The 12,986-nt window shown below is 35.6% G+C and carries 11 protein-coding genes; 7 read left to right on the top strand and 4 right to left on the bottom strand.

All coding sequences use genetic code 11. The features are described 5' to 3' along the window. Positions 1 to 141: 141 nt before the first annotated feature. Together CRT24_RS18070 and CRT24_RS18065 are read right to left on the bottom strand one after the other, a co-directional pair. Positions 142 to 642, bottom strand: coding sequence for a hypothetical protein (locus tag CRT24_RS18070; protein ID WP_232046325.1), 501 nt, complete (start codon positions 640 to 642; stop codon positions 142 to 144). Between the two features lie 117 nt (positions 643 to 759). Continuing rightward, the gene (locus CRT24_RS18065) at positions 760 to 1,347 is read right to left on the bottom strand and encodes a C40 family peptidase (protein ID WP_099372505.1); all 588 of its coding nucleotides are present in this window, start codon (positions 1,345 to 1,347) and stop codon (positions 760 to 762) included. A 259-nt stretch (positions 1,348 to 1,606) separates the two neighbouring features. Between CRT24_RS18065 and CRT24_RS18060 the strand changes: the two genes are divergently transcribed. Both CRT24_RS18060 and CRT24_RS18055 read left to right on the top strand, forming a co-directional pair. Further along, positions 1,607 to 2,497 carry a DMT family transporter gene (locus tag CRT24_RS18060; RefSeq protein WP_099372504.1) on the top strand — a complete coding sequence of 297 codons (891 nt, stop codon included), beginning with the start codon at positions 1,607 to 1,609 and terminating at the stop codon, positions 2,495 to 2,497. A 96-nt stretch (positions 2,498 to 2,593) separates the two neighbouring features. Beyond that, a complete protein-coding gene (locus CRT24_RS18055; protein WP_099372503.1) occupies positions 2,594 to 4,861 on the top strand; it encodes an inorganic phosphate transporter in 2,268 nt (755 codons plus the stop codon). Positions 4,862 to 4,930: 69 nt separating this feature from the next. Here CRT24_RS18055 and mtaB read toward each other — a convergent pair whose 3' ends face one another. Continuing rightward, positions 4,931 to 6,250: a tRNA (N(6)-L-threonylcarbamoyladenosine(37)-C(2))-methylthiotransferase MtaB gene (mtaB, locus tag CRT24_RS18050; protein WP_099372502.1), complete on the bottom strand. Its 1,320-nt coding sequence runs from the start codon at positions 6,248 to 6,250 to the stop codon at positions 4,931 to 4,933. A 118-nt stretch (positions 6,251 to 6,368) separates the two neighbouring features. On the opposite strand from mtaB, the gene CRT24_RS18045 reads away from it, so the two are divergent. The 4 genes from CRT24_RS18045 (at position 6,369) to CRT24_RS18030 (ending at position 10,402) form a co-directional block, all read left to right on the top strand. Further along, complete coding sequence (locus CRT24_RS18045; protein WP_099372501.1) at positions 6,369 to 7,190, top strand: thymidylate synthase; 822 nt, start codon at positions 6,369 to 6,371, stop codon at positions 7,188 to 7,190. A gap of 18 nt (positions 7,191 to 7,208) precedes the next feature. Then, the gene (locus CRT24_RS18040) at positions 7,209 to 7,706 is read left to right on the top strand and encodes a dihydrofolate reductase (protein ID WP_099372500.1); all 498 of its coding nucleotides are present in this window, start codon (positions 7,209 to 7,211) and stop codon (positions 7,704 to 7,706) included. A 40-nt stretch (positions 7,707 to 7,746) separates the two neighbouring features. Further along, the gene (locus CRT24_RS18035) at positions 7,747 to 9,486 is read left to right on the top strand and encodes a M61 family metallopeptidase (protein ID WP_099372499.1); all 1,740 of its coding nucleotides are present in this window, start codon (positions 7,747 to 7,749) and stop codon (positions 9,484 to 9,486) included. Positions 9,487 to 9,679: 193 nt separating this feature from the next. After that, complete coding sequence (locus CRT24_RS18030) at positions 9,680 to 10,402, top strand: hypothetical protein (RefSeq protein WP_099372498.1); 723 nt, start codon at positions 9,680 to 9,682, stop codon at positions 10,400 to 10,402. Positions 10,403 to 10,539: 137 nt separating this feature from the next. Here the strand turns inward: CRT24_RS18030 and CRT24_RS18025 are convergent, their stop codons facing one another. Next, the gene (locus CRT24_RS18025; RefSeq protein WP_099372497.1) at positions 10,540 to 11,043 is read right to left on the bottom strand and encodes a hypothetical protein; all 504 of its coding nucleotides are present in this window, start codon (positions 11,041 to 11,043) and stop codon (positions 10,540 to 10,542) included. 182 nt (positions 11,044 to 11,225) lie between these two features. Between CRT24_RS18025 and CRT24_RS18020 the strand changes: the two genes are divergently transcribed. Further along, complete coding sequence (locus tag CRT24_RS18020; protein WP_099372496.1) at positions 11,226 to 12,986, top strand: long-chain fatty acid--CoA ligase; 1,761 nt, start codon at positions 11,226 to 11,228, stop codon at positions 12,984 to 12,986.

Raw genomic sequence — 12,986 nt, 5'->3', positions numbered from 1 at the left:
CACATCGACCCTTTTTTCTTAATTGTTTTACCTAATAACCTTTAAATCACCAAACAATTTATTGAAACAAATTACTTAATCCAAAGGTATGGCTATTCCTTAAAGTTACTGTTAAGAGAAAATTAAATAAAAATTACTCTTTTACCTGGCTTTTGCTGTTGCCAACATACGAGTTACTTCGTCAATGGTTGTACGCGCTGCTTCAACCATTTTAGTTGGTCCTCCGAAATCAGGATCAAAAGACACTGTTTTAGATTTTTCCTTGTATTTATAAGTTAGTTTATATCTAGGCTTGCGCTCTCCGGGTTTTCTGGAAGCTAAGTCAACTGTCATATCATTTGGCAAATTCCAGAAACCTAATTCTTGTGCTTTTCTGTGCAGATACAATAAATCATTGTCTCTAAGTTTTAGCGAATCCTTCACCAATTTATTCTCTTTTGTCAAATAATTATATTCGCGAGTTTTTGAATTATAATAATTCAACATCGAATCTGGATATCCATAAGTAAGTTCAATGGAATCAAAATCAGCATAACGATATGGTGCATTTTTCACCATTGCCGAATAATAATAAACACAATAAATTAAAAATGGAACTATGATACAAAGCCCTAAAAAAATCTTCTTTGTTCTATCTGACATGATATTTATTAAAATGTGCACAAAAATAGGGATTTGTAGACATTTTATTCAGGTTATTTAAGAATTAACCCTTTTCTGAAACATAATACTGTCATAAAACATGCAAAAGCCTAAATTCTAGCTTTTGGGAGTGCCGCTTCTTTTGAAATATTTATAATACCAACTGTCACTCAGATTGGAGATAATTACTCCTTTTCTTGTTGAAACATGAACGAATTTGCCATTATGGAGATAAATCCCCACATGGTCAATATTCCTTCCTCCAAAAGAAAAGAAAACTAAATCTCCTTCCTTGAGTTGGTTTTCATATTTTCTCTTTACGTTATCAGCCATATCTCGGGAAGTCCTTGGAAGATCTTTGCCATAGATTTTTTGATATAGCATACTGACAAATCCTGAACAGTCTACTCCTCTCTTATCCATTCCACCCATTCGATGAGGAGTACCCATCCAATCATCAATCATGTAATAAAGATTCTTATTGTCTAGTTCTTTTGTTTTTACTCCTAAAAGGTCTGCGTAATTATCAAGTTTATTAGATCCATACCCTTTACCTCTAGCATCACTGGCATCAGAAATTGGAGCTCCTTTTTTAGGGTTCACACTTCCATAGGAATACTTAGCTGAAGTCTTGCGTTTCGAACCACAAGAACTTAAAATCACCGCAGCTAAAAGAAATATTAATAAACTATAGTTAACCTTCATTCAAACCTCCAATCAAAAATATATCCTTAACAGCCTAACAACCAACTTGATTTTTTCCACAAATGTGATTTTCTTTTTATTCTCAAGAAGACAATATAGCTTAAAATCAGTTCTACACGCACTTTTTAAAGCAAAAAAATTGTTACGACAACTATTTTAAACTGTCTTGATAACTTTATTAATCATTTATTTGCCTACTATCTGTAAACAACTGTTATGAATATGAGGTAAACACATCTAATTAAATTACTTTTGTGCCATGAATAAAACTAAGGGGGCAATTGCGGTTTTTTTAGGGGCTGCAAGCTTTGGTATTTTATCTACTTTTGTTAAAAAGGCCTACGAACAGGGATTTAACTTAGGAGAGGTAACAGGAATACAAGCATTATTAGGTGTCATATTTTTGTGGTTGACATGGGCAATCGCAAAAAATAAACACACAAGGAATGATCAAGAAAACCTGAAAAGTCCTAAATGGAAAATTATCCTAAGTGGTGTTAGTACTGGGATGGTAAGTATTCTATATTACAAATGTGTTGAACTAGTTCCCGCCTCTTTAGCTATAGTTCTGTTGATGCAATACATTTGGATAGGACAAATCATTGAATTATTGTTTTTCAAGGTCAAACCCCAACTAAGTCAAATCATCGTAATTATCTGTATTCTTGCGGGAACAGTTTTGGCGACAGGAATGATAGAAGAGCCTTTGGAATCATTTTCAATTGTTGGCATTGGTTATGGGTTATTAGCTGCTACAGCGTATTCTATATTTATGATTGTCAATGGTCGAGTTGGCAATGATTACCCACCAGTTCAGAAAAGTGCATTAATGATTTCAGGCGCGTTGATATTGATATTCATCACTCTTCAGCCTTTTAGTCTTTTTAATCCAGAGATTTTTCTTGGCATTCTTCCTTATGGGTTATTATTATCGTTATTCGGCACCGTAATTCCACCATTATTATATGCATATGGAATGCCGAAGACCGGTTATTCCCTTGGTGCTGTATTGAGTGCTGTAGAACTTCCGGTAGCAGTTTGTATGTCCTATTTAGTTTTGAACGAATCTGTGACTTGGATCAAATGGTTAGGGGTATTTTTCATATTGCTGACCATATTCTGGAAGAACAATTTGAAAACAAATAGCTAATTTTTAAGGTTTTTACGCTATACTTGCAGTTTTAATTAATCTTTTATCAGTTTTAATTTGATCCAACCAAAATAATCAGGATAAAAACAATATAATATGGAGAATTATCTTTATCTCGTCCTCATTACCTTGGCAGTTCTCGCCATAATTGATTTGATGGTCGGTGTAAGTAACGACGCAGTAAACTTTCTAAATTCAGCAATCGGTTCCAAAGCAATTCCATTCAAGAGCATCATGATCATTGCCAGCTTGGGGATTCTTTTCGGTTCTGTCTTTTCAAGTGGAATGATGGAAATTGCCCGAAGTGGGATTTATGTCCCCAGCAAATTTTCCTTTGACGATGTAATTACGATATTTCTCGCCGTCATGATTACGGACATCATATTATTGGATGTCTTTAATTATTTTGGTCTTCCCACATCAACTACAGTTTCTATTGTATTTGAATTATTGGGCGCAGCACTATGTTTAGCGATCTACAACATTGCCATAAAAGATGGAGATTGGTCTACCCTATCTTCATATATTAATACTGAAAAAGCTTCTGAGATTGTCTATAGTATCCTGCTCTCAGTCGTCATATCTTTTACAGTCGGTATGGCTGTACAATATGTGTCAAGGGTTCTTTTTACATTCCAGTTTGAAAAAAAGCTTAAGACGATTGGAGTAATCTTCGGTGGTATCGCAATGGCGTCAATCTCTTATTTTATTTTAATCAAAGGATTAAAAGGCGTTTCATTTATTGGAAAAGACGTTAAAGATTGGGTCCAAACTCACGAATTACTATTATTAGGAGGATCATTTGTAGTATTCTCAATTGTAAGTTATATCATTAATTTATTAGGTTATAATATCTTAAAGGTTATCATTGGAATTGGAACATTTGCTTTGGCTTTATCCTTTGCAGGAAATGATTTGGTAAACTTCATAGGTGTTCCAGTTGCTGCTGCCCAATCTGTTGAGATTTTTCAATCCATTCCAGGCGCTGATCCAGACACTTATACCATGGATGCACTAGCATCAAGCGACATTGTAGCTCCAGCATGGATTTTATTATGTGCTGGAATCATCATGGTAATAACACTTTGGACTTCTAAAAAAGCTAAAACAGTAATTGAAACTGAGATGAGCCTTACCAATCAAGGTGATGGTGCTGAAAAGTTCAAATCCAACATGCTTTCCAGAAGTATCGTGAGAGGATTTATCAGAATTGGTTCAGGTTTGAGCTATATCATGCCTAGAACTTTGCAGGCTAGTCTGGACAAAAAATTTGAAAACCCTTTATTGAACGCCCATAGAAAAAAGAAAAAATCTAAGGACGAACCTATGTTCGACATGATCAGGGCTTCAGTAAACTTGATGGTAGCGAGTAGTCTAATTGCGCTTGGTACATCGATGAAATTACCTCTATCGACCACATATGTCACGTTTATGGTGGCTATGGGTACTGCTTTTGCTGATAGAGCTTGGGGGCGTGAAAGTGCTGTGTACCGTGTGTCAGGGGTATTCCATGTTATTGGAGGCTGGTTTGTCACTGCAGGTTGTGCGTTTATGGGCGCAGTTATATTCGCATTCTTCCTGAAAATAGGAGGAATTGTCACTTTTGTTATTTCATTGATTGTATTAGCTTTACTATTGTATAGAAATGCAAAAAGCCATGACCGTAAAATTAAGGCCAAAGCTCTACAAGAACTTAATCTAGATAAAAGTGATATCATTGGTCTTCAACAAGTTATTGAAACCAGTGCTCAACAAATAAGTGAGACTTTTTCAAAAACAAATCTATTTTTCAAAGAAGCTATTGACTCCTTGATCAAAGAAGATTTGATGGCATTAATGGCAAACAAAAAACTTGTCAAAAAATTACAGAACGACCTAAATTCTACAAATAATGCCATGTACGATTATATCCGTAATCTAGATGACACTTCTGTAAAAGGTAGTCGCTACTACATTATTTCATTAGGATATTTGCAGGATATGGTTGAAAATGTGGCGGTCATCAATTCAAATGCTCTGTCCCATGTTGACAACAATCATAAAACTTTAAGAATAAGCCAGGCGAAAGACCTTAAATACGTTGTTGAAAGGATTTCAGAGTGGTTCTCTAAAATCAATATGACCTATAAAAGGTTGGATTTCAGCAAAATTGACGAAATAATTAAAGAGAGAGAAGATATTCAAGAATACATCAACAATCTATTAGATAAACAAATCGATAGGATCCGTACTTCTGAAAATAGTCCTAAAAACAGTAGACTATATTTCTCGATATTATTGGAAACAAATGAATTGATCAGTTCGACCTTCAAACTTATGCGTTTACATAAAGAGTTCGATAGTTTCCGCAGAAGGAATGCATAATATTATGACATAAAAAGAGAGAGGCTATCCTTGGGGTAGCCTCTCTCTTTTTATATAGTAATTATTATTTTAATGAGCCAAAACTTCTGGTAATTCTTCAATATCGACATCTCCATTTTCAGAGATTTCCAAAAATTTCACAGGTACCACTTCATTAACCAATAAAGGATCATATGCGGTTCTTACCTTAACATAGTTTTTGGAGAAACCATGCATATATCCGTCTTTAATATCACCTTCAAACAATACCTCATCGATGTTTCCTAATTGAGATTCGTAGAATGCTCTACGCTTTTTCTCAGACAGGATATGAAGCATTTTACTGCGGTCACTTCTTTGTGCACCTGGCACAGCGCCTTCCATTTGTGCTGCTATGGTGTTCTCACGCTCAGAATAGGTAAAGACATGCAAATAAGAAATATCCATTTCGTTCAAGAAATTATAAGTATCGATAAAATCTTCACGTGTCTCACCTGGAAAACCTACAATTACATCCACTCCAATACAACAATTTGGCATTAATGATTTAATCTTTGCCACCCTTTCCCAATAGAGTTCACGTTTATAGCGACGCCTCATTTGTGCTAGAACCTTATTGTTTCCAGACTGAAGTGGCATATGGAAATGAGGAACAAACCTTTTCGATTGAGCAACAAATTCTATGATCTCATTAGTCAGTAAATTTGGCTCGATGCTCGAAATTCGAATTCTGTCTATACCTTCAACTTCATCCAATGCTTTTACAAGATCTACGAACCTATCTTGACGCTTACCATCACGTATTCCATAATCACCGATATTAACACCGGTCAAAACAATTTCTTTAACTCCTGATGCTGCAATTTCCTCTGCTTGGCGGACTATATCTTCAATCTTTCCAGATCGGCTGGCACCTCGTGCAAGAGGAATGGTACAGAAAGTACATGAATAATCGCAACCGTCTTGAACTTTCAAAAAGGTACGAGTTCGGTCTCCAATAGAAAATGCAGACACAAACTGATTGGTCTCATCAATGGGAGCATTATGCACTATCGCTTTTTCATTTTTGGTAAGGTCGTTGATATGTTCGATGATATTGAATTTCTCGGCAGCACCTAATACCATATCAACACCTGGAATTTCTGAGATTTCTTTTGGCTTTAACTGTGCATAACAGCCAACAATTGTGATATAAGCATTTGGAGAATGCTTCAATGCTTCTTTTACGACCTTTCTACACTTTCGGTCAGCATGATCTGTAACCGAACAAGTATTGATGACATAAACATCTGCCGCACTGTTAAAAGGCGTAGTTTCATAACCCGCATCCTTAAAGATACGACCTATAGAGGAGGTTTCTGAAAAATTCAGCTTACAACCCAACGTATAGAAAGCAACTTTTTTTCCCATGATATTTTGCAAAAATACACAAAATGAAGCAAATTGTTAGTTGTTGAAAAATTGTGATATTTTGATGATCTAAAAAAGGGTATCTTCGTAAGAATATAAAACAAGGAAAATCCAATCTATGAGACAGTATTTAGATCTACTCGACCATGTTTACAACAATGGTGTTGAAAAAACAGATAGAACAGGGACAGGAACGAAAAGTGTTTTCGGGTATCAAATGCGTTTTAACCTTAAGGAGGGATTTCCACTTGTAACGACAAAAAAACTGCACCTTCGATCAATTATCCACGAATTGATCTGGTTTTTGAAAGGCGAAACGAACATTCAATATTTAAAAGAAAATGGTGTAAGCATCTGGGATGAATGGGCAGATGAAAATGGAAATCTTGGTCCAGTCTATGGTTCTCAATGGCGCTCATGGCCTACTCCGGATGGCCGTCATATAGACCAGATTACCCAAGTGATCAATCAACTTAAAAACTCCCCGGATTCCAGAAGGATAATAGTGTCGGCTTGGAATGTAGCAGAGATTGAAAATATGGCTTTACCTCCATGCCATGCATTCTTTCAGTTTTATGTAGCTCCTGCTCAACCAGAAAAAGGCTTGATGAAACCGCAACTATCCTGTCAATTGTATCAGAGGAGTGCTGATATTTTCTTGGGTGTTCCTTTTAATATTGCATCATATGCGCTATTGACTATGATGGTAGCACAAGTTTGTGATATGGAAGCGGCAGAATTTATACATACTCTTGGTGACGCACATATTTACAGCAATCATTTCGAACAGACCGAACTTCAACTAAGCAGAGATCCAAAACCGTTACCTCAGATGGTTATCAACCCAGAGGTAAATTCAATCTTTGATTTTAAATTCGAGGATTTTGAATTGCAGAATTACGAACATCATCCACATATTAAAGCTCCTGTAGCTGTTTAGTAAAAAATTAATATTTTAATGAGTTATCCTAAAGTTACATTCATTGTGGCGGCAGCTGAAAATAATGCAATCGGTAAAGGAAACCAGATGCCATGGCATTTACCAAATGACTTCAAATATTTTAAAGCCAAAACAATGGATCATTCCATTATTATGGGCCGAAAGACATTTGAATCTATTGGAAAACCCCTTCCAGGCAGAAGAAACATTATAATTTCCAGACAACCAACTTTAAATATTGAAGATGTTGATGTGGCAAACAGTCTGCAAGATGTTATCAATTATTGTAGGGACGAGCGGGAAATTTTTATCATTGGCGGCGCCGAAATATTTAAACAGGCAATGTCGATGGCTGATGAAATATTGTTAACTAGAGTTCATACCAATATTGAGGGCGCAGATGCGTTCTTTCCTGAGCTTCCTGAGTCGGATTGGGAGCTTATTAGCCAAGAAAAACATAACAAGGACGACAAACATCAGTACGACTATACATTCGAAGTATATAAAAGAAAATAAGGGAGACCAAACATGGTTTCCCTTTTTATGTTAATTTAATATGAGTAATAGCAGCATCCTTTTCCACCTATCATTTATTGAACCTCAAGCCCATTATGTAGAGGTCAGTATGGTTATCCAAGGCTTTGACCAAGACTTCTTAGACCTCAAGATGCCAGTTTGGACTCCTGGATCTTACTTAATCCGTGAATTTTCAAAAAATTTGGAGCAAGTTCAAGCACAGGATGAAAGTGGAAATGACATAGAAATACAAAAAATCAATAAAAATACCTGGAGAGTAAACTCTAAAGGTCAAGAAACAAAAATAAATTACAGAGTATACAGCTTTGAAAAATCTGTCAGGACAAACTTTGTCGATGACCAACACGCATTCATTAGCCCAGCTGGTACATTCTTTTATATTGATGGCTACCTAGACCATGCCTCTACTGTTCAAGTATCATTACCGCCATTCTGGTCCAAAATATCAACTGGTTTAGATTTAATCGAGGGAAAAGTAAATCTATTTTTTGCTGAAAACTTCGATATCCTATACGATACTCCACTTGAAATTGGAAATCAAGACACTTGGACGTTCAATGCTGCAGGTATCCCACATGAATTTGCGATGGTGGGCACGGCAAACTACGATAAAGACAGACTCTCTGCTGATATCAAAAAAATTGTTGAGGTAGAAACAGAAATATGGGGCTCCAATCCTAATGATAAATATGTTTTTATAACCCATAATTATTTAAGTTCACATGGCGGATTAGAGCATTTAAACTCAACAGTATTAGCAGCATCAAGATCAGCGTATCAAAGTAATATTGGTTATAATAATTTCTTGAGCTTAGTTGCACATGAATACTTCCATTTATGGAATGTCAAAAGACTAAGACCAGCAAACCTTGGCCCTTTCAACTATGAAGAAGAGAACTATACTTCTCTCCTATGGATTTTCGAAGGTTTTACTGCATATTATGATAATATTATAACAAGAAGATGTGGATTTAGAAATGAGCAGGAATATCTGAATGAATTAGTGTCAGAATTCAATCTAGTATTAAACCGGGCTGGAAGAAATGTCCAATCTGTAGGATTATCTAGCTTTGACACTTGGATCAAGCAATATAGACCTGATGAAAATTCACCTAACGTCAGCATATCTTATTACAATAAAGGTGCAATGTTGGCGACGATGATAGATATCATTATTATTGCCAAGACAAATGGAACTAAGCGTCTTGACGATGTTCTTAAAGCAGCTTACAATAAATATTATTTAATAGAAAATAGAGGTATTACTGAGAAAGAATTCCAAGATTTAGCAGAAGAGGTTTCGGGAATCTCCTTAAAAGAAAAATTCGATGCAGTCTATGTGACCGAAGATCTAGATTACAATGCCTATTTTAATTTAGTTGGTTATCAGTTCATCGATATCAATCGAGAAACAGAAACTCCAAGTCTAGGGATCAAGGTTTCTCACCATGATGGACGTACAGTTATAAAGAATGTAGATCGCAATTCAGCAGCATGGGTGGATGGATTAAATGTTGACGACGAAATTATTGCCGTTAATGGAAACAGATTGGATCCACAAGGCAGAGAGTTGGATCAAGCGATTGCTACCAGTAGTCTTGGAGACCCGTTGAATATTTTAGTAGCAAGAGACGGCTTAATGCGAGAAATAACGGTTCATCTGAAAGCTAGTGATAAGGTTTCCTATGTTATTGAGAGAAACCCAGATAGTACCGATCAACAGAGAAGACTTGGTGATATTTGGTTATCATTATCATAATTTGAGATATAACTTATTCAATAATTAGGGCATTTTAAAATATGCCCTTTTTTATTTAAAATGGGAATTCCCTAATTCAACAGCAAACTACACTCATTTACAAGTTATTATCCCCAAATTTCCGTAAATTTAAATACACATTAACCATTATGAACCTATAGCTCAATATAGATTCTATAAAAGCATATTAATCATGAAAGAAATTCAACTCCACAATCTCTTTGCCTATAGAAGACTGCGTAGGACCATCGGATATTTGGGATTCTTCTTACCTATTATATTGGTTTTATTATCCCTATTTCATTTCTTCTCAACAAAAATCCAACCTTCTATCAGTCATTATTATTATACGAATCTACGTGAGATTTTTACAGGCACTTTATGTGCTGTAGGCTTATTTCTGATTTGCTATAAGGGGAATGGTAATAAATCGATATTTAAAAACGACAACATATTGACTAACGTCGCAGGTTTTATGGCATTTGGTGTGGCTTTTATTCCAACAGATCCAATTTATGAAACTTGTTTGCAATGTACTCTTATAAATTTTAGTTTGACCTGGTTGCACTATGGTTTTGCCGCTGTGCTATTTGTGATCTTCGCTCTTCTATCCATCAATGTATTCACCATTGGTCAACAAAGGAATACAGATATTCCAGTGAGCATGTTCAATGAGAATAAGATTTATAAGATATGTGGATATGGAATTTTAATATGTGTAGTATTGGTCCCTTTCAAACTTTTTGCATACTCAACATTGGTATTTGAAGCATTGGCTCTGTGGCTATTTGGGATTTCATGGCTTATTAAAGGTCGAGCTCTAGGTGATGAAGGCGTTATCGGGGAAAAAGTATACCGTGAACATAACCCAACCGATACTCAAGAAGCTGTGGAAAAAGCATTACCAAAACCCTAAAACACCCTAATTACACTTTGAATTCTACTTATATATGCAAAAAACGCCCACTTGGGGCGTTTTCAATTTCTAATGTCTAATGTCTTGTGTCTTATGTCTATTGTCTATAGTCTTAAGTTTCCGGTAAATGAGCTTCCTTAAAACGTATAACGGATAGAAAATCCTACACCGTCCCAAATTCTAAAACCACTTTCTTCTAGAAAATCGAAATAAGGTTTAATATCGAGTGACAACGCCAATGGTGCTTGCGGGATTTTATATTCCGCTCCCACGATACCATCGATACTTAATGCCAGTTTAGAATATTTATCAAACCTATCACCTTGTGCATTTGTGTATGCTTTATGTGTATAAGATCCAACACTACCACCAAAACCCCAGAACCATGTGAAGTCATTATATAGAGGCATATGGTTTTCATACAAACCTACCAATCTAAATCTACTAGATTCTGAATTTCCTTGAATGCTCAAAATACCCTCGATAGCTTTATCTGGGCTCATCGTGTAACGATAAGTAATCCCAGTAGCAGAACCAAATCTGGCTCCGACAGCATGTTGTGATTGTAATTGCGCATTAGCGAGGTTGGAAGATGCGATTAAGGCGATAAAAACTAAAGTAATTTGTAAGATTTTTTTCATTTAAAACTAATTTCTGATATGTCAAAAGTACTATTTATTTCTCTAACGGGAAAAACTGATTTTCTGTATATGGAGAGTCAAAAATTATTCTGCAAGCATAGTTTTTAGCTAAAAAATTTTATCTTAGTCAATACCAACATTTGTAGAACCAATTTTTGTAATTTTAAGGGGAGAAAAAATTTATGAGCAATTATAAAAGATTAATCGATTTAATCACCAATTACCAGAAAGAGTTTGCTAAAGATATTATGGTTGCAGGCCGTGCTAGCACAGGCTGGAAGACCTATTCAACGAAAGAATTTGTTGATATCATTGATAATCTCAGTAAGGGATTGTTAGCTAAAGGACTAAAAAAAGGCGACAGAGTAGCTTTAATGTCTGGAAACCGTCCTGAATGGAATTTTATCGATTTCGCATGTAACCAGTTAGGAGTGGCAACGGTGCCATTATATCCGACATTGTCCAATCAAGATCTTATTTATATCCTTAATGATGCCGAAGTTAAGTTACTTTTTGTAAGTAATGACGAACTTTCAAAAAAAGCCGAAGCGGCATTAAAGGAAAATAATCTGGATATAGAAATGTTTACATTCGATGATATTCAAGGCAGAAAAAACTTCCAAGAAGTTATCGAATTAGGCAAGCAAAATGACCAAGAATTGCAACAGTATAGAGATGCAGTAAGTCATGATGATCTATTAACATTGATTTATACGTCTGGTACCACAGGAAAACCAAAAGGTGTTTATCTTTCACATGGCAACATTATTGCCAATGTTGAAGCGAGCAACCACCTCGTTACTGAAGAATACAAAAAGGCATTGAGCTTCCTCCCATTGTGCCATATATTCGAAAGAATGGTAGTCTATCTATATTTATCGAAAGGGGTTCAGATTTACTACGCTGAAAACCTGGATAATATTGTGGTAGATATTAACGAAGTAAAGCCAGACTTATTCACAACTGTGCCTAGGGTATTGGAAAAGGTATATGATAAAGTTGTTGAAAAAGGCAAAAACTTGACAGGGGTTAAAAAATCTCTATTTTTCTGGGCTCTAAACCTTGGTTTGCGCTATCAAGAACCGAAGAAGAATTCTGCATTTTATAATTTCCAATTAGGAATTGCTAGGAAATTGATTTTCTCGAAATGGAAAGAAGCATTAGGAGGAAATATTAAATTGATTATTTCCGGTGGTGCAGCATTACAAGAAAGGTTAGCGCGTGTATTCTGGGCTGCTGGTATTAAAGTACTGGAAGGATATGGATTGACGGAGACTTCGCCAGTGATCGCTGTGAACTCTTGGAAAGAAGAAGACGTAAAATTTGGCACTGTTGGAAGGGTTTTGAATAACCTAGATGTCAAGATTGCTAAGGATGGAGAAATTTTAGTAAAAGGTCCGAGTGTAACTTCAGGCTATTACAAAAATGAAGAAGCTACCAAAGAAGCATTTACTGAAGATGGATATTTACATACCGGCGATATCGGCGAATTAACACCTGATGGATTCTTAAGGATAACAGACCGTAAAAAGGAAATGTTTAAAACTGCGGGTGGTAAATATGTAGCTCCACAAGTCATCGAAAACAAGTTAATGGAATCTACGTTAATTGCACAGGTTATGGTGATTGGTGAGAATCAAAGATTCCCAGCGGCATTGATCGTCCCAGCATTCGAAGAACTTGAAAAATATGCCAATCATAAAGGGATAAGTTTTAGTTCAAAAGAAGATTTAATAAAGAATCAAGATATTTTAACCAAATATGAACAGGTTATCTCGCAATCTATGGCTAACTTTGGACATTGGGAGCAGGTGAAAAAGTTTAAGTTATTGCCTAAAGAGTGGTCTATCGATGCAGGTGAACTCACTCCTAAACTAAGCCTTAAACGTAAAGTAATCATGCAAAAAAATGAAGAAAATATAAAGTCAATCTATTCGGAATAA

Origin of the sequence: Sphingobacterium sp. 1.A.5 (assembly GCF_002734235.1) — a bacterium.
GTDB lineage: Bacteria > Bacteroidota > Bacteroidia > Sphingobacteriales > Sphingobacteriaceae > Sphingobacterium > Sphingobacterium daejeonense.
This window is presented reverse-complemented; position numbering and strand designations above follow the sequence as displayed.